This window comes from Streptosporangium sp. NPDC002524 (assembly GCF_040295985.1).
Lineage (GTDB): Bacteria > Actinomycetota > Actinomycetes > Streptosporangiales > Streptosporangiaceae > Streptosporangium.
This window is the reverse complement of the sequence record NZ_JBEOWK010000010.1, coordinates 119,127-137,073: the sequence shown is the minus strand read 5'-3', so window position 1 is coordinate 137,073 and position 17,947 is coordinate 119,127. Positions and strand designations below refer to the sequence as shown.

Below are 17,947 nucleotides of genomic sequence, written 5' to 3'. Positions count from 1 at the left end.
CGCCCCTGGGACGGAGCCGTGTGCGGGTTCTCGACATCCCTTCACGAGATTTTTCCGGCGGACTTCGGCGGGGGCTCCTGTGCGGATTCTGGCGGGGGCTCCTACGAGGAAGTGGGGGCTCCTACGAGGAAGCGGGGGCTCCTACGAGGAAGAGGCGTGGGCGCGGACCAGTTCCAGGGCCTCGGCGCGGGTGGGCCGGAGGGTGAAGAACCGCGTCAGCCCGGTCATCTCGAAAATCCGCTCCAGGTGGGGGCTCAGGTCGCTGAGGACGATGAGGCCGCCACGGTCGGCGATCAGGGTGCGCAGGGCCAGGAAGATCTTGATGCCGGTGGAGTCGCAGAACGTCAGGCCCCCCACGTCCAGCACCAGATGGCGGTGGCCGCCCTCCAGCAGCAGGAGGATCCGCTGGTGGGTGTGGTCGGTGTTGGTGTAGTCCAGCTCGCCGGCCAGCGCCACGATCACGGCGTCGGGCAGGGTGGGGTCGGGGTGGGGGTCGAGCTGGACGGCAGAGGTCATCAGGGTGCCTTCACGATGGAGGTGAGGGTGGGGCAGGAGGTCCGGGGGCCCGGACGGATCCGGATCCGGCCGGGATCGCGATGATGGCACGGGTCGTGCCCCCGCCGTCGGCACCGGCCGGAGCCACGGTCGGGACCGGCGCGGTCACCTCGCGTTTCTCCCGACGAGAAGCCGCCTGCCGCCGGTGACGGGGCGAATCCTCCATCAGGTGATCGCCGTTATCGTATCGCCACGGTCCGAAGTCTCGGCGACCGGTGGCGTCCGCCGCTTTCGGCTGCCGTACGCCGGACATCCACCCTCGTAACGCGCTTCGAGCCCCTTCCCTGGGTGGGAAGGGGCTCGAAGCGGCGGTCGATATTTACAGGGTGCCGCTTCCGGGGCCGTAGTAGCCGCCGAGCTTGTCGCGGTAGTCGGGCTCCCTGTAGGTCGCCTCGTCGAACTCGGGGGCGTCCTTGATCTCTTCCTTGGTGCGTGAGACGTAGATCTTGCGCTCCTGTGGATCGACCCGGGTCACGGTGCCGGCCGGCAGCACGACCTTCTTGCCGAAGATCCAGAATCCGGTGTCGACGACGATGTAGCTGTCGCCGACGGCGTCGCTCTCCTCGTCCACTGAGCCGATCTTGCCGTCGGTGGCCTCCACGTCGAAGCCGACCAGGTCCAGGACCTGCTCGTCACGGGCTCCGGGGCGGTAGTTCCACACGTTCTCGGTCACGGCGTTTCTCCTCGTCAGCGAAGGTGTGACACTCACAGCTTTACCCTCACTACTCTCGGTAAACAGCGGTCGGGGGTGCCGGAGGGGTGAGGTTTGGCTTTCCGGCGCGGCCGGTGAGGGTGCGAGAGCCGGGCGGGCATCCGGCGGGGGCCCGGCCCCGGCGGGGACTCACCGGGCGCTGTCGGCCTGCGCCATGGTGTCACCGGTGCCAACGGTGTCGTCGGTGCCGCCGACGGCAGGCGCGCCGCTGACAGCGTGATCGGCATGATTGACGGGATCGGCGGGATTGACGGGATCGGCGGGATCGGCGGGGTCGAAGGGGGCGGCGGCGTCGGCGGTCTCGGTGACGGCGTGCAGGGTGTTCAGGATGGCCAGGATCCGCTCGGCGTCGGTGAGCAGGCTTCCGGTCACCGCCCAGCCGCGCGGCTGGTCCAATTGGCCGGTACGAACCTCTTCGGTCATCTGTTCCTGGATCGCGCCGGCCCGCTCCAGGGCGGCGGAGATCACCGCGCTCAGCTTCGCGGGCTCGTCGGCGGTGCGCATCTGGGCCTGGAGCGCCTCGGCGAGCAGGTCCAGCAGCGCGGCGTAGTCGCGGGCGAACTCGTCGCTGATCCACGGCGGGTCGTCGCCGCGCCCGCGCCGGCGCTGGGCGGCATAGGCCAGCGCCCGCACCAGGGCGTGGATGTGCACGCCGATCTCGCTCATCGCCGCGAGCAGCCCCTCGTGGTCCTCGTACGTCTGCGGGACGCGGGTGCGGCGCAGGTTGTAGCGGCGGCTTTCCGCGCCGTCGGCGATGGCCGAACTCGCCCGGGCCAGGTGGGCGTCCAGCCGGTCGGCGTGGCGCTGCCAGTCGGGCAGGTCCGACAGGTCGCAGCGCTCGCGCAACCCGGCGGCCACGGCCTCCAGCAGCGCGGCGGCCTCCTTGCTCAGCCGGAGCACCGCCTCGTAGGGGCGGCGCTGGTACAGCGGCGGGAACACCATCGCGTTGACCAGCCCGCCGGACAGCGCGCCGATCCCGGTGGCCACCACGTACGCCAGCAGGTAGCGCTCCTGGGAGCCCGCGCCGAACGACAGCATCAACACGGCGGTGGTCGCCACGTCCGTGCCGTGCCGTCCCATCCGCCGCCAGCGCGCGGCCACCAGCGCCGGCGGCACGACCAGCACCAGGCTGAGCGCGTTGAGCCCGAGCAGGTTGCCGACGCTGCCGGCCAGGATGACACCGGCGGCCACCGCGCACACCCGCCGTACCCCGTTGGTCAGCGTCCGGTACACCGTCGCGTGCACCATGATCACAGCGGTGGCGGGAGCGATCCACACCGTCTCGCGCGGCAGCAGCCGATCGGCGAGGAACCAGGCCAGCGCCGCGGCCAGGGTCGCCTTGGCGATCTGGCGCATCTCGAAGCGCTGCTCGGAACCTCGCGTCCCCAGCCCGGCCATCTGGCCGCGCACGTACCGCACCTCACGCCGGATCGCGGTACGCACCCAGTCAATGCCCCGATTAGTCACCGTTTGACCTTTACCTAACGATCATCGTTTGGCAAACGGTGAGCGGCGCGCCGTCCCGCCGCCGCGCGAGAGGGGACGCTCTCGCCGGTCACGCGGCCGTACCGCCACGCCGCTCTCAGGTCCGCTCTGGTGGTGGGGGGGAGGGTGGGTGCCCGTACGGAGAGCGCGGTTCTGGCGGGCGGCGGTGGCCGGTCCGTGGTGACCGGTTCGCGGTGATCGGTCCGTGGTGAGTGGTCCGCGGTGGCCGGTTCGCGGTGAGCGGTCGGCGGTGGCCGGTTCGGGTGGGCCCGCCGGTACGGGGGTGACCCCGGTTCTTCCCGGCCGGGGCCGGGAGGGAGATCGTGACGAACACGTCCTCATGATCTCGCCCCCTCCCGTCCCGCTCGATGATGGTATGGGAGATCATGGGTGTTCCCCCGTCCGGTCGTCGGGCCGGGTGGTCCCATGGCGAACGGGCCGGGACCGGGGGAGCCCTCGCCGGCCGGGCCGGCCGCCACGCACCGGAGGTTGATCTTGCAGGGAGCACTCGGCGACATCGTCGTCCTCGATCTCTCTCGCGCGCTCGCGGGCCCGCACGCCGCGCAGATGCTCGGTGACCTGGGGGCCCGGGTGATCAAGGTGGAGCATCCCGCGGGGGGTGACGAGTCGCGGGGCTGGGGGCCGCCGTTCGTGGGTCCCGGCCATGACATCTCCACGTACTTCCTGGCGGCCAACCGCAACAAGCAGTCGATCGCCGTCGACCTCAAGTCCGCCGAGGGCAGGTCGCTCGTCGAGCGCCTGGTGCGGCAGAGCGACGTGCTGGTGGAGAACTTCCGCACCGGCGTCATGGACCGGCTGGGCTTCTCCGTCGAGCGGCTGCACGAGCTCAACCCCCGCCTGGTCATCCTGTCGATCACCGGGTTCGGCCACGACGGCCCGGAGGGCGGCAGGCCCGGGTACGACCAGATCGCGCAGGGCGAGGCCGGGCTGATGAGCCTGACCGGCCCGTCGCCCGAGGAGCCGTACCGGGTGGGCGCCTCGGTCGCGGACCTGCTCGGCGGCATCCACGGCGCGTACGGGGTGGTCGCCGCGCTCTACGAGCGGGAGCGGACCGGGCGGGGCAAGGTCGTGCGGACCTCGTTGCTGGCCGCGGTGACCGGGGTGCACTCCTACCACGGCACGGCCTGGACGGTCGGCGGCCAGGTGCCCCGGGCGGCCGGCAACCACCACGCCTCCATCGCCCCCTACGGCGCCTTCCGCTGCGCCGACGGCATGATCCAGATCGCGGCGGCGAACGACACGCAGTGGCGCAAGGTCGCCGCCCTGCTGGGGCTGGACGCCGACCCGTACACCGCCAGGTACGCGACCAACCGGGAGAGGTTCGCGCACCGGGACGAGCTGATCGCCGACATGGAGCGGACGCTCACCAAGCACGACAGGGCGCACTGGCTCGCCGCGCTCGGCGAGGCCGGGGTGCCCGCCGGGGCCATCAGGTCCCTCGACGAGGTCTACGCCTGGGACCAGACCCGTTCCCAGGGCCTGGTCGTCGAGGTGGACCACCCCGTGCTCGGCGCCATCGAGCTGCCGGGACCGCCGCTCCGCTTCGACGGCGACCCTCCCGTGCGCCATACCGCCCCGCCCGCGCTCGGCGAGCACGACGACGAGGTCCTCGCCTGGCTGGAGGCGCGCGAGCGATGACAGGCACACCCCCCTTCCGCGGCCGGACGCCGTCCCGGGGAGCGCGGGTATGACCCCGGCGCGGCCCGACGCGCGCACGCTGATCGACACCTTCCTCGACCCGGGAACGTGGCGCTCGTGGGACGAGCCGCCCGCCGACCCCGCCGCGCCCGGCTCGGGGTACGCCGAGGAGCTGGCCGCGGTCCGGGCCAAGACGGGATACGACGAGTCGGTGATCTCCGGGGAGGGCCTGCTCGACGGGCGCCGGGTGGCGATCGTCGTGTGCGAGTTCTCCTTCCTGGCCGGTTCGATCGGGGTGGCCGCCGCCGAGCGGCTCACCGCCGCGGTCGAGCGGGCCACCGCCGAGGGGCTCCCGCTGCTCGCGGCCCCCGCCTCGGGCGGGACCCGGATGCAGGAGGGCGCGGTGGCCTTCGTCCAGATGGTGAAGATCACCGCCGCCGTCGCCGCGCACCGCGCCGCGGGACTGCCGTACGTCGTCTACCTGCGCCATCCCACCACCGGCGGGGTGTTCGCCTCCTGGGGGTCGCTCGGGCACGTCACGGCCGCCGAGCCGGGCGCGCTGATCGGGTTCCTGGGGCCGAGGGTGTTCGAGTCGCTGCACGGCTACCCGTTCCCCGAGGGTGTCCAGGTCTCCGAGAACCTGTTCGCCCACGGCCTGGTCGACGCCGTCGTGTCGGCGCGGGACGCCCGGCGGGTCGCGATACGGGCGTTCGCCGTGCTGTGCGCCCCCCGCCGGGACCTGGATCCGGGGCCCGAGCCGGACGAGCGGGTCCCGACGGTCCAGGCGTGGGACGCGATCAGCCGTTCCCGCCGCGACGACCGCCCCGGGGTGCGGGCGCTGCTCAAGCTGGGCGCCTCCGACGTCACCCCGCTCAACGGCACCGGCGTGGGCGAGAACGACCCCGGGCTGGTCCTCGCGCTGGCCAGGTTCGGCGCGGCTCCCGCGATCGTGCTCGGCCAGGACCGGCGGCACCAGCGGATCGACGCCCCGCTCGGCCCGGCCGGGCTCAGGGTCGCCAGGCGCGGCATGCGCCTCGCCTCCGAGCTGGGGCTGCCGCTGGTCACCGTGATCGACACCGCCGGGGCCGCGCTGTCCAAGGCGGCCGAGGAGGGCGGCCTGGCCGCGGAGATCGCCCGTTCGGTGGCCGACCTGGTGATGCTCGACGCCCCGACCGTGTGCCTGCTGCTGGGAGAGGGCGCGGGCGGCGCCGCGCTCGCGCTGCTCCCCGCCGACCGGGTGCTGTGCGCCCAGCACGGCTGGCTGTCGCCGCTGTCTCCCGAGGGGGCCTCGGCGCTGCTGTACCGGAGCGTCGACTTCGCCCCGGAGATCGCCGCCGCGCAGGGGGTGAGATCCACCGACCTGCGCAGGGACGGTCTCGTCGACCGGATCATCCCGGAGTTCCCCGACGCCGCCTACGAGCCGGAGGCGTTCTGCGCCCGGGTCGCGCGCACCCTGGAGCACGAGATCGCGGGACTGCTGGGCCAGGCCCCCGCCGACCGCCTCGCCGCCCGGCTGGCCCGCTACCGGCGGCTCGGCGTGAACTGAAGGCGGGCCCTCTGCCGGAGGCTCGGCGTGAGCTGAAGGCCGGTTTGTCACCGGCGTCAGGCTCGGCGTGAGTCGAAGGCCGGTCCGTCACCGGCGTCTCGACGTGGCCCGGGGGTACGGGTGGTGTTCAGGGGTGCGGGCGGGCCTCCCCGGCCCGCCGGGAGCCGTCGGCATCACTCTCACGGCGCCGGTACCACTTGTACGAACGCCGGTCGCCACTCCCGTACGGACGCCGGAGGCCCCGGCGTGGCCGTCGGCGGTTGACCTGAACTTTGGTTGAGGTCTCATCCTGATGACCATGACCACACCGACCACACCGGCCATGGCGGGGAGACGGGAGTGGGCCGGCCTCGCCGTGCTGGCACTGCCCGCCCTCCTCGCCTCCCTCGAACTGACCGTCACGAACCTCGCGCTCCCCGCCATCGGCAGGGACCTGGCGGCGAGCGGCACCCAGCTCCTGTGGATCGTGGACGTCTACGCCTTCCTGCTGGCCGGGTCGCTCATCACCATGGGCGCGCTGGGCGACCGGATCGGCCGCCGCCGGTTGCTGCTGATCGGGGCGGTGGCGTACGGCCTGGCCTCGGTCCTGGCCGCCTACGCGCCCGACGCCGGGAGCCTGATCGTCGCCCGGGGGCTGATGGGGGTCGCCGGGTCGACGCTGATGCCCTCCACGCTCTCCCTGGCCACGTCCATGTTCGCCGACCCGCGGCAGCGGGCGACGGCCATCGGGATCATCGTCGCCAGCGTCTCGGGAGGCACGGCGATCGGCCCGCTGGTGGGGGGATGGCTGCTCGAACGCTTCTGGTGGGGGTCGGCGTTCCTGCTGGCCGTACCCTTCATGGCGGTGCTGCTGGTCGCGGGCCCGCCGCTGCTGCCGGAGCGCAGGGACGCCGCCGCGGGACGGCTGGACCTCGTCGGCGCGCTGCTGTCACTGGGCGCGGTGCTGCCGGTGGTCTACGGGCTCAAGCGGATCGCGGCCGACGGCCCGGAGGTGACGTCCGCGGTCGCGGTCGTGACCGGGCTCGCGCTGGCGGCGGTGTTCGTCCGCAGGCAGCGTACGCTGGCCGACCCCCTCGTGGACCTGCGGCTGTTCGCCGGACGGACGTTCGGCGCCGCGGCCGCCACGCTGGCGCTCGGCATCTTCGTGCTGTGGGGGTCCAACTACGCCGTCGCGCAGTATCTGCAGCTGGTGCACGGCCTGTCGCCCCTGGAGGCGGGGCTGTGGACGGCGCCCTCGGCGGCGGGGGTCATCGCCGGGTCCCTCCTGGCCCCCCGGATCGCGCGGAGGGTCCCGCCCTCCGTCGTGATCGCCACGGGACTGGCCGTGTCCGCGATCGGCTACCTCGTGCTCACCCGGACGCAGGGCACGGGCGGGCTCGCCGTCCTCGTGTCCGGGGCCGTCGTCGTCTCCGCGGGGCTGGGGCCGATGATGGCGCTCGCCACCGACCTGGTCGTCGGCTCCGCGCCGCCCCGCCGGGCCGGTGCCGCGGCGGCGATCGCCTCGGTGGCACCCCAGTTCGGCGGCGCGCTCGGCATCGCGGTCCTCGGCAGCGTCATCACCGCGGTCTACCGGAGCCGGATCTCACCGGCGGAGGTCCCCGAGGCCGCCCGCGACAACCTCAACGCCGCGGTGACGGTCGCGGGGAGCCTTCCCGGACGGCTCGCGTCCGGACTCCTCGACACGGCACGCGCCGCGTTCGTCCAGGGCTTCCACGTGACGGCGGCGATCAGCGCCGTCCTGATGGCGGGCGTCGCCCTGCTGGTGGTGCTCCTGCTCCGGGAGGACGCCGGGCGATGAGACGCTCCCGGCCGACCGGCCAGCGGGCTCACCGACCGGCAGGCTCACCGCCCGGCGGGCTCACTGACCAGCGGACTCACTGACCAGCGGACTCACCGACCGGCGGGTGAGCCCGCTGGCCGGGGCTCCCGGTCGACCGGCCGGTCGGTGGGGCCGTCCCGCGGCTTCCGGGCGGGCCCGAGGGCCCGCCGCGCGGGTGCCGGGAGCGCTACGGCTCCGCGCCCTCCGGGGCGAGGGGGACGGGCAGGCGCTCGATCCTGATGGAGAAGACCTCGTCGCGGGGGACGACGACCTCGTACGCCCCGTGGTCGACCATCCAGTAACCCAGCGCCTCGGCCTTCATCCCGCTGTGCCCGGTGTAGGCGATGTGCAGGCTCTCCTCGCCGTTCTCCTCGGAGACGTCGAGGACCAGGCACGGCTCCCCGCCGAACGCGCCGACCGTGCGGACCAGCACCAGCCAGTCGAGATCCTCGCGGGCGACGACGAGCCGCCAGTAGCCGGAGGCCGCCTCGAAGCCCTTCTGGGCCTCCTCGTTGAACAGCACCACCTCGGAGCCCCCGGGGCCGAGGGCCGCGGCGTACGTACGGCCCAGGTAGCGGGCGGCGAACCCCGAGGCCACCGGCTCGATCTCGGCGCTCATGAGGCGGGCCGCCAGCTCAGGCCGTCGTAGAGGCCGAAGAGGCGCTCCTCGCCGGGGACCACGTGGATGATCTCGGCGCCCGCCGGGATCGGCATGGGCGTGGTGTGGAACTGCGGCACGACGTGCTCCCGCGAGGTGGTGAAGCCGTTTCCGGTGAAGGGCGGTGAATCGTTCCAGTCACCACCCATGTGCGGGCCGTACGGCACGACGTAGGCGTCCATGTCGCGGGCGAACCAGCGCATCAGGTATATCTCCGGGACCGTCTCGGCCAGCTCCGACCCCTCGAACCCCAGGTCGAGACCGGCGAACAGCTGCGCGGGGGTGGTCAGCCGCGCGCAGTCCTGAACCCGGTAGACGTACCCGGAGATCACGGTGCGTCTGCCGGCCAGATAGGGCACGAGCAGCCGAGGCGGTATGACCTTCTGCATCTGCGTTCTACGCCCAGGTGGCTCACTCACGGTCGGCATTTTACGATCCGCCGACCTGGAGCCGCCGGTGTTCGAGGCATGGCAGGGCATTCCGGGTAGCAATCGTGATCTGCGAGTCGATTTCGCACATCTGTACGGCGGCTGTGGGCCCCATATCGGTGCGTACCACCCCCATCGGATCGACCAGCATGCTCCGCCCGATCCCGAAGCCGTCGCGGGCCTCCGGGTTCGGAGCCTGGCCGACGGCCGCGACCCAGGTGGTGTTCTCGATCGCGCGGGCCCTGACGAGAGTGGTCCAGTGTTCCTCCTTCATCGGCCCGGAACCCCACGCGGCGATCACCGCGAACATCTCGGCCCCCAGGTCCACCAGGGCCCGGGTGAGCTCGGGGAAGCGGATGTCGTAGCAGGTGACCAGGCCCACCCGGATCCCGGCCAGCTCCACGACGACCGGGGTGTCGCCCGGCGCGACCAGCTCGGACTCGCGGGCGCCGAAGGAGTCGAACAGGTGGATCTTCCGGTACGCCGCCTCGATCGAGCCCGAGGGGCCGATGGCGACCGCGGTGTTGTGGACCCGGCCCTCGCCGGGCTCGAACACCCCCACGATCACCGGCAGGCCGTGCTCCCGCGCCGCCGCGGCCAGCCCGGTGACGAACGGCCCGTCCAGCGGCTGGGCGAGGTCGGTGACGCGTTTGCCGTATCGGGTGAGGGTGGCCTCGGGGAAGACGGCCAGCTCGGCGCCGCCCGCGGCGGCCTCGGCGAGGGCGTCGAGGGCACGGCTGAGGTTGGCGGCGGGGTCTTCGGCCACCGGGATCTGGCAGAGGGCGATACGTGTCACGGGTGTGACCCTATCCGTCTGTTCGGCACTCGTTCCATCCACGTGAGGCTCCGCCACGCCCATTCCAGCGGCCCGTACCTGAACCTGGCGAGCCACGCGCGGCTGAACAGCACCTGGAGCACCAGGGTGACGGCGGAGAGCGCCACCCCGGCGAGCCGGGTCGTGTCCGCGACGAGCAGGGGTACGAAGAGCAGGATGACCGGGGTGCTCACCAGATAGTTCGTCAGCGCCATCCGGCCGAGCGGGGCCAGGACCGCCAGCAGCGGATCGCGCAGCCGGGTCCGCAGCAGGAGCAGCATCCCGGTGCCGTAGGCCGTGGCGGCGGCGAGCCCGGCGCCCGCGTAGACGGACGAGTGGAAGAGGTCGGGGTCCTTGGCGATACGGATCCAGAGCCAGGTGAGCGTCACGCCCAGCACCGCGCTCGCCACGAACGCCGGTGGCAGCAGCCACCCGGGCGGCGGGCGCTCCATCAGCAGCATGCCCAGCAGGAACAGGCCGGGCACGAGGATGATCCCGCCGCCCTGGTACACCGCCCACGCGGTGAGGGCGACGCCCATCACCGCCACCCCGGGCCGGGGGAAGAACCAGGCGGGCAGCAGGACCAGTGCCCCGAAGATCGCGTACGGCAGGAGCACCTCGCCCGGGTTGAAGAGCTGGTGGACCGCTCCCAGCGCCGCGAGCACCGCGAGCCTGCGCAGCAGCACGGCCCAGGGGTGCCCGGTCCGCGCGGCCGCCGACCTCAGGAAGAGGACGAAGCTCAGCCCGAACAGGAACGAGAAGATCGGATAGAACCTGCTCTGCAGCAGGTTGTCGATCGCCCAGTCGACCGTGTTGCGATCGGACTCCTTCAGGTGGTCACGCGTGTGCTGCCAGGTGTTGACCACCATGATCCCGCACACCGCGAAGCCGCGGAGCGCGTCGAGCGCGTGGAGCCGGGCCGCTCCCGCCGGCCGAGCCTGGTCGGCCGGATCAACCGGAATGGCGGGGTCGGCCGGAATGGCCGGGCCGGTAGGGTCGGCCGGTTGAACCGCTCCAGTCACCCCGGTCGGGCCGGTCGGCCTGGTCGGCCCGGTCGGGCCGACCGGCTGGGTCGCTCCGGTCGCTCCGGTCGTTTGGGCCGGCCCTGTTGGCCCGGTCGGCCCGGTGGGTCCGGTCGGATCGGTCGGATCGGTCGGCTGGGTCGGTCGGGTCACAGGAAATAGACGTACCACCCCATAATCACCTACGCATAGACGACCCCGTCGATAAGTCTGTCCACGTCCCCGAGGAGGGGGCGGCGCCGGTGTCCGGCACGCCTGTGACAATGATCCTTCGAGGGTGAGGGCCGCGGCGAACGCGCGACGGTCTCCGTCACCTTTGGCGGTACGCGGGAAGTGGTCAAGAAAGAAGATCTTCTCGGGGATCTCGAAAGCCGTGAACCGGGGTCCGGCGGTGCTGCCGAGGGTCGGCCCCGGCGGCGTGCCCGCCCGGCCGGAGGACGACGGCGGAGTCAACCTCTTCGCCATGTTTGTCATCGGGTACGGCAAACGCCGACGCGTCCTGGGCGGCGGGACGGAGAGGAATGCCGTCGTCGGTGACGACGAGGATCGGCGGATCGGCGGATCGGCGGATCGGCGGATCGGCGGATCAGCGGGCCAGTGGGCCGGTGGGCCGGGTGGGAAGGTCCGCGGGGGCGTCCTTCCGGGCGCCGTCGCGAGGCGGCGGGTCCGACGGCGTCCGGTCGGGGAGGGCGGCCGGTTCGTCCCGATCACCCGGTTCGCCGAGCTCCTCCGATAGGTCGGATCTATCAGAGGAATCCGGACGGGTGTGCCACGCCCTGTCGGGAGAGGGCATCTGGAGAACCGCGCGTTCGGGAACGTTGCAATGGAATGGCCGTGCGGTGTCTTCCGCGAAAAGGTCGGTGATACCTCCTATCTATCACTTGACGAGTTTTACCTACAGCTCTAACCTCGCGTTGGTTAATTCAAGTACTGAACTATGACGAGGGACGTCCGTAACCCGGCCGTCTCACGAGTTCGGTTCGCGGCAGCACCGGTTCGCAGGAGAATCCATGAGACGACGCGGTTTTTCCCGCCTGTTCGCCGTGGCCCTCGTGGCCGTCCTGGCGGCGAGCACGGCCGGTATGACCACCGGTTCGGCCGCCGCGGCGGCCGCCGCCTGGACCGGCACCTGGGCGGTCTCCCCACAGAGCAGCGGCACCACTTTCAACCAGCAGACCATCCGCCAGATCGTGCGTACCAGCATCGGCGGCACGGCGACGCGCGTCCAGCTGTCCAACGCGTTCGGCAACCAGCCGGTGACCATCGACAACGTGCACGTGGCCCGGCGCACCTCCGACTCCGGCGTCGACCTCGCCACCGACCGGGTGGTGACGTTCGGCGGCCAGCGTTCCGTCACCATCCCCGCCGGGGGGCTGGCGGTCAGCGACTCCGTCGCCTTCACGGTCGCCGCCCAGTCGGACATCGCGGTCAGCATCTACCTGCCGCAGCCGACCGGTCCCGCGACCTACCACCAGATGTCGTCGCAGACCAACTACGTCGCCGCGGGCAACGTCGCCGGGAACGCGAGCCTCGCGAACGCCCAGCAGGTCGGCAGCTACTACTTCCTGGCCAACCTGGACGTGCAGAACGCCGCCTCGCAGGGCTCCGTCGTCACGCTGGGCGCCTCGATCACCGACGGCGTCGGCTCCAGCTTCAACGCCAACCGGCGCTGGCCCAACCGGCTGGCCGCCCGCCTGGCCGACTCCGGCCGCGTGGTCGGTGTCCTCAACCAGGGCATCAGCGGCAACCGGCTGCTGGCCGACGGCGCCGGGCAGAGCGCGATCAACCGCTTCGAGCGCGACGTGCTCTCCCAGCCGGACGTCCGATGGGTGATCTTCTCCGACGACCCGATCAACGACCTGACGTCGACCTCGCCGCCCACCCGCGCGACGCAGCTCATCGACGGCCTCAAGCAGCTCATCGCCCGCGCCCACCAGCGAAACATCAAGTTCTTCTGCTCCACGCTGACCCCGTACCGCGGCTGGTCGGCCTGGTCGCAGGACGCGGAGAACCAGCGCGTCGCCTACAACACGTTCGTCCGCGGCGCGGGCAGCGGCTGCGACGGCGTGCTCGACCAGGACGCGGCGCTCAGGGACCCGGCCAACCCCACGATGTTCCTGCCCGCCTACGACACCGGCGACCACCTGCACCCCAACGACGCGGGCCTGCAGGCCGCCGCCAACGCGGTCAACCTCGCCTGGTTCGGGACGCCGGGCACGCCGGTTTCCTCGGTGATCGGCCTGCGGGCCAAGGCCAACGGCCGCTACGTCACCGCGGCCAACGGCTCACCGCTGATCGCGAACGCGACGTCCGTGGGGACCGCGCAGCAGTTCGAGCGCGTCGACCTGGGCAACGGCAACGTGGGGCTGCGCGCGAAACTCAACAACCAGTTCGTGTCCGCCGAAGGGGCCGGGGCGCAGGCGCTGATCGCCAACCGCCCCTCGGCCGGTGCCTGGGAGACCTTCCAGATCACCAGCAACCCGGACGGCTCGGTCAGTCTCCGGGCCCAGGTCAACGGCAAGTACGTGTGCGCGGAGGGCGGCGGCGCGCAGCCGCTCATCGCCAACCGTGACGCGGTCGGCCCCTGGGAGCAGTTCGAGATCGTCACCGGCTGACCGCCGGGATCTCGTACCGTCGCCGGCCGATCGCCGGCGACCCGGACCGGCGGGGCGACCCGCCGGTCCGGACGTTTCCGCCCTTCTTGGGGGCGTTGTCCTGGGTGAGGGGGTCACGGCTCTTCCGCGAGGATGTCGCCGTTCCGTGCGAGGGCCAGATAGGCGGGCCGGAGCAGGTCCGCGATCGGGACGCGGCGCGCTGTGAGCGGAGGCGGTTCGAGGGCGCGCAGCAGCAGGTCGGGCGGGCCGGTGGGCGGTGCGGCCCGGTCTCGCAGCCGGGCGGGGGAGGCGCCGGGCTCGTAGAAGTCCGCCAGCCGGTCGGCGAACGGCACGTCGGCCACATCGAGCAACCCCGCCTCCGGCTCCGACCCCGTCCTCGACCCCGACCCTGACCTCGATCCCGATCCCGATCCCGATCCCGATCCCGATCCCGACCCTGATCCCGATCCTGACCTCGATCCCGATCCCGCCGGGCCGTCCTCGGCCGCCGGGGCGCCGCCCGTCTGGCGGAGGGCGTCGAGCAGGGCGTCCCGCGCCATGCCCCGCCAGGCGAGGACCAGGAACGGGTCGTCGTCGAACGTCTCGGCCAGCACGTACAGGACGGCCGACAGGTGCTTGCAGGGAAAACCCCAGTCGGGACACGAGCAGTCCATGTCCAGGTCGCCCTGATCGGGGAAGAGCGGCAGCCCGCACTCGCGGAAGACGTCCTCGATCTCCGGCGGCATCTCCCCGGCGAGCAGCTTCGCGCGGTGGAGGGCCTGGACGGCCAGCGCTCCGGTGAGCGTCCGCCACCGGTCCGCGTCGTAGGCCGTGATCTGGATCCGGACCTGGTAGGGGCTCTTCCTCGACCCCTGGACCCGCGCCGCGACCCGCCCCGGTTCGAGCTCCAGGTCGAGGACCTGGCCCGAGCGCGCGTACGAGCGCCCCCGGCCGAGCCTGCCGCTGTCGCAGACGCGTTCGAGGATGTCGATGAACCGCCGCGACCACCACCGCTCGCCGATCGAACCCCGCTTGCTGCGCACCCGCATGCCACCCTCGACCCGGATCGGCCCGGTGGGGTCGTACCAGTTCCTCCTTCTCATCGAGCCTCCTCCGCCGCCGGTTCGCCCGGCGCCCGCGTTCACGAGACGACCTCCGCGTTCACGAGACGACCTCCAGGTTCACGAGACGGGCTCTGGGTTCATGAGACGAGCTTCGGATTCATGAGACGGCCTCCGAGCCGAGCCGGAACAGTTCGCGTAGCTGGTCGGTGGACAGGTCGGTGATCCAGTCCTCGCCGGTGCCGACCACGCTCTGGGCCAGGGCCTTCTTGCGTTCGATCATCTCGTCGATGCGCTCCTCCAGAGTGCCGAGGCAGATGAACTTTCTGACCTGGACGTTTCTGGTCTGGCCGATCCGGAAGGCCCGGTCGGTCGCCTGGTCCTCCACGGCCGGGTTCCACCAGCGGTCGACGTGGACGACGTGGGTGGCGGCGGTGAGGTTCAGGCCGACCCCGGCGGCCTTGAGCGAGAGCAGGAACAGCATAGGCTCCTTCTGGCCCTGGAAGCGTTCGACGAGTGCGTCGCGTTTGTGTTTGGGCAGCCCGCCGTGCAGCCACAGCACCGGCCGGTCCAGGTGGGCGGCCAGGTAGGGCTGCAACAGGGCGCCGAACGCGGCGTACTGGGTGAAGACCAGCGCCTTGTCGCCCTCCTCGACGATCTCCTCGGCCAGTTCCTCCAGCCGGGCCAGTTTCCCCGACCGGCCCGCCAGCCGCGAGCCGTCCTTGAGCAGCTGGGCCGGGTGGTTGCAGACCTGCTTGAGCTTTGTCATGGTCGCCAGCACGTTGCCACGCCGCTCGACGCCCTCGCTGTCCGCGATCTTGGCCATCATGTCCTCGACCACGGCCTGGTAGAGGGTGGCCTGCTCAGGGGTGAGGTTGCACCAGACCTTCATCTCCATCTTGTCCGGCAGGTCGGAGATGATCGAGCGGTCGGTCTTGAGTCGCCGCAGCACGAACGGGCCGGTGGCGCGTCTGAGCGCGGCCGTCGCCACGGTGTCGCCGTCGCGCTCGATCGGCTCCTGGTAGCGCTTCCTGAACCGCCTGGCCGGGCCGAGCAGGCCGGGGTTGCAGAACTCCATGATCGACCAGAGCTCCGCCAGGTGGTTCTCCACCGGCGTGCCCGTCAGCGCGAACCTGCTCCGCGCCGGGATCGACCGTACGGCCCGCGCCTGCCCGGAGGCACTGTTCTTGATGGCCTGCGCCTCGTCGCAGACGACCCTCGACCAGGTCAGCCCCGCCAGGGCCTCCCGGTCCCGCAGGGCGGTGCCGTACGTGGTGAGCACGAGGTCCGCCTCCTCCACCCGCCGGGCCAGCTCCTCCCCGCGCAGCCGGGCGGCGCCGTGGTGGGAGTAGAGGTCCAGGGACGGGGCGAACCTGGCGGCCTCCTTCTGCCAGTTGCCGAGCAGCGACATCGGGCAGACCAGCAGCGTCGCTTCCGGCCGCTCTCCCCGTTCTCCCCGTTTCGTCTCGCGCTCGTCGAGCAGCAGGGACAGGGTCTGCGGGGTCTTGCCCAGTCCCATGTCGTCCGCGAGGACGCCGCCGAGCCCCACGTCCGACATGAAGGCGAGCCAGGACAGCCCGCGCCGCTGGTACGGCCGGAGCTCGCCGTGGAAACCGGCCGGGGTCGGGATCGGTTCGAGGCGGCGATCGGCCTCGCCGGACAGCAGGTCGCCGAGCGGGCCGTCGGCGTCCACCTCGACGATCGGCAACTCGTCGTCACCGCCGTGGACGACCTCCTGGATCACCTCGCCGACCGTCATCTCGCCCGCCCCGCGCCTTTCGAACGCCTTCAGCGCCGCGCCAAGCTGCCGGTCGTCCAGCTCGACCCATCGCCCCCGTACGCGGACCAGCGGCACCTTGAGCCTGGCCAGCTCGGCCAGCTCCTCCTCGCCGATCGTCTCGTTGCCGATCGCCAGGTCCATCCGGAAGTCCACAAGCTGCCGCATCCCGAACCCCTGGTCGGAAGCCGCTCCTGGCCCCGTCTTCCGCGTCTTCTGCGAGCGGGCCGTGAGCTTGAGCCCCAGCCTCGTCCGTCCGGCCCAGGCGGGCAGCTGCACGCCGAACCCGGCCGACCGCAGGAGCGGGGCGGCGTGGCGCAGGAACGCGAAGGCGCCCGCCGTGTCGAGGACGAGCTCCGACGGACGGGGGCCGCGCAGCGCCTCCTCCACCTCCGGGTAGAGCCGCGCCGATCGTCCGAGCCCCGCGAGCAGCGTCTCCTCGGGCCGCGCGGGCAGGCCGGGAGCGGTCTCACCGGCCCAGATGAGCGGCGCGGGCAGGTAGAGGCTCGGGTCCTCCGCCGACTGGACGGCGAACTCCACCCGCCAGACGGAGTCGTCCTCCGGGGCGGGGGCCGATCCGGGACCGGGATCGGGATCGGGGCCGGTTTCCGGTGCGGCCTCGGTGCCGGTGTCGGTGTCGGTGAAGGCGTCGGGTTCGGGTTCGGGTTCGGGTTCGGTCAGACGGAAACAGACTCTCACCGGAGCGTCGAGCAGGTGCGCCGACCGGAACCACTCCTGGAGCGGCTCGGCCAGCTCGCGCGCCGTGGCTCGCGTCAGGCCGGGGAGGGTGGCGTCCTCTCCCGTGAGGGCGGCCAGCCAGCGGTCCGTGAGAGGGCCACGGGTCCCCGGCCGACGCCCGCCGAGCAGGGGACCGGGGAGCGTTCGCCGTACGGCGGCGTCGGCCAGGCAGGACAGGGCCTCGCCCAGCACCCGGGCGGAGGGCCGCTCCCCGGCGACCGACCGGCAGACGGGCGGCATCGCGGTGGCGAGATCGCGGAAGCGGGCGGCGTACGGGCCGGTCGGCACCGGACGCCACCGCGCCGCGTGACCGTCGCCCTCGGCGACGAGCTGGGGCAGCACCCGGCCACCGCGGGCCAGGTCGCGGGCGTACGTCGCGACGGCGGCGAGATACCGCAGCGAGGCTCCCGGGATCGGCACCCGCCGGGCGTTCTCGGGGAACTCCCCGGCGAGTTCACGTGACCGGCGCGTCTCCCCGGGTTCGTACACCTCCGCCGGAAACCCGTCGAGCCCGTACGTCCTCCCGAGCGACCCGACAGGTTCGTACGCCTCCGCCGGAAACCCGTCGAGCCCGTACGTCTTCCCGGGCGGCTCGCCGGATTCATGAGTCCCCGCGGGAAGCTCGTCGAGCCCGTACGTCTCCTCGGGCATCTCGTCGGGTTCGTACGCCTCCGCGGGGAGGCGTGTCATCTCGTCGACGCGGTCGAGCAAGTCCAGCGCCGCGCCCGGCTCGACCAGCAGGGCGGGCACCCGCCAGGAGGCGATCCTCGGCTGCCGCGCGGTGACCTCCGCCCCGGACTCGGGGGAGGGCAGCGGGCTCCGTGCCGAACTCGGCAGGAGCAGGACGAGCTCGTCCGCGACCGCCTTGCCCGCGGCCGACGCGGCGCCGTCCCCCCAGAGCGCCAGACCGTCGAGGACGACCGCGTCCCCGGCCGCGAACGGATGCGGTCGGACTCTCGCCCGCGAGGTGCTCGGAACGAGGCCGGACGGGTCCGCCGGGTCTTCCGCCCAGAGCGCCAGCCTGTCGTCCACCCAGGCCCCGTGAACCACCAGCACCCTTACGGCCCTCCTCGCGTTCA

13 protein-coding genes are annotated in these 17,947 nt (G+C 72.3%); 4 read left to right on the top strand and 9 right to left on the bottom strand.

Annotated elements, in window-relative coordinates:
- Positions 1–141: 141 nt before the first annotated feature.
- From ABT053_RS19175 to ABT053_RS19165, 3 genes are all read right to left on the bottom strand, one after another.
- A complete protein-coding gene (locus ABT053_RS19175) occupies positions 142–516 on the bottom strand; it encodes an STAS domain-containing protein (RefSeq protein WP_350970428.1) in 375 nt (124 codons plus the stop codon).
- A gap of 358 nt (positions 517–874) precedes the next feature.
- Positions 875–1,228 carry a PRC-barrel domain-containing protein gene (locus tag ABT053_RS19170; protein WP_350970427.1) on the bottom strand — a complete coding sequence of 118 codons (354 nt, stop codon included), beginning with the start codon at positions 1,226–1,228 and terminating at the stop codon, positions 875–877.
- 168 nt (positions 1,229–1,396) lie between these two features.
- Complete coding sequence (locus ABT053_RS19165) at positions 1,397–2,734, bottom strand: FUSC family protein (protein WP_350970426.1); 1,338 nt, start codon at positions 2,732–2,734, stop codon at positions 1,397–1,399.
- A gap of 513 nt (positions 2,735–3,247) precedes the next feature.
- Between ABT053_RS19165 and ABT053_RS19160 the strand changes: the two genes are divergently transcribed.
- The 3 genes from ABT053_RS19160 to ABT053_RS19150 all read left to right on the top strand — a co-directional run bounded on the left by ABT053_RS19160 (position 3,248) and on the right by ABT053_RS19150 (position 7,755).
- Entirely contained in the window at positions 3,248–4,411 is a 1,164-nt protein-coding gene (locus ABT053_RS19160; RefSeq protein WP_350970425.1) for a CaiB/BaiF CoA transferase family protein, read from the top strand.
- Positions 4,412–4,460: 49 nt separating this feature from the next.
- Positions 4,461–5,957 (top strand): carboxyl transferase domain-containing protein, encoded by a 1,497-nt coding sequence (locus tag ABT053_RS19155; RefSeq protein WP_350970424.1) that lies wholly within the window; start codon positions 4,461–4,463, stop codon positions 5,955–5,957.
- A gap of 292 nt (positions 5,958–6,249) precedes the next feature.
- Positions 6,250–7,755 (top strand): MFS transporter, encoded by a 1,506-nt coding sequence (locus ABT053_RS19150; RefSeq protein ID WP_502991799.1) that lies wholly within the window; start codon positions 6,250–6,252, stop codon positions 7,753–7,755.
- A gap of 208 nt (positions 7,756–7,963) precedes the next feature.
- Here ABT053_RS19150 and ABT053_RS19145 read toward each other — a convergent pair whose 3' ends face one another.
- The 4 genes from ABT053_RS19145 to ABT053_RS19130 are packed head-to-tail and all read right to left on the bottom strand — an operon-like array spanning position 7,964 to position 10,545.
- Positions 7,964–8,395 carry a hypothetical protein gene (locus ABT053_RS19145; RefSeq protein ID WP_344749111.1) on the bottom strand — a complete coding sequence of 144 codons (432 nt, stop codon included), beginning with the start codon at positions 8,393–8,395 and terminating at the stop codon, positions 7,964–7,966.
- Entirely contained in the window at positions 8,392–8,853 is a 462-nt protein-coding gene (locus ABT053_RS19140) for a hypothetical protein (RefSeq protein ID WP_350970422.1), read from the bottom strand. Before ABT053_RS19140 ends, ABT053_RS19145 begins: the two co-directional genes overlap by 4 nt.
- A 10-nt stretch (positions 8,854–8,863) precedes the next feature.
- Positions 8,864–9,658, bottom strand: coding sequence for a carbon-nitrogen hydrolase family protein (locus ABT053_RS19135; protein WP_350970421.1), 795 nt, complete (start codon positions 9,656–9,658; stop codon positions 8,864–8,866).
- Positions 9,655–10,545 carry a DUF418 domain-containing protein gene (locus ABT053_RS19130; protein WP_350970420.1) on the bottom strand — a complete coding sequence of 297 codons (891 nt, stop codon included), beginning with the start codon at positions 10,543–10,545 and terminating at the stop codon, positions 9,655–9,657. The genes ABT053_RS19135 and ABT053_RS19130 overlap by 4 nt, the downstream gene beginning before the upstream one ends.
- Before the next feature lie 1,163 nt (positions 10,546–11,708).
- Between ABT053_RS19130 and ABT053_RS19125 the strand changes: the two genes are divergently transcribed.
- Positions 11,709–13,313 (top strand): GDSL-type esterase/lipase family protein, encoded by a 1,605-nt coding sequence (locus ABT053_RS19125; protein ID WP_350970419.1) that lies wholly within the window; start codon positions 11,709–11,711, stop codon positions 13,311–13,313.
- Between the two features lie 113 nt (positions 13,314–13,426).
- Here ABT053_RS19125 and ABT053_RS19120 read toward each other — a convergent pair whose 3' ends face one another.
- The gene (locus ABT053_RS19120; RefSeq protein ID WP_350970418.1) at positions 13,427–14,395 is read right to left on the bottom strand and encodes an SWIM zinc finger family protein; all 969 of its coding nucleotides are present in this window, start codon (positions 14,393–14,395) and stop codon (positions 13,427–13,429) included.
- A 118-nt stretch (positions 14,396–14,513) separates the two neighbouring features.
- Positions 14,514–17,924 (bottom strand): DEAD/DEAH box helicase, encoded by a 3,411-nt coding sequence (locus tag ABT053_RS19115; protein ID WP_350970417.1) that lies wholly within the window; start codon positions 17,922–17,924, stop codon positions 14,514–14,516.
- Positions 17,925–17,947 lie beyond the last annotated feature (23 nt).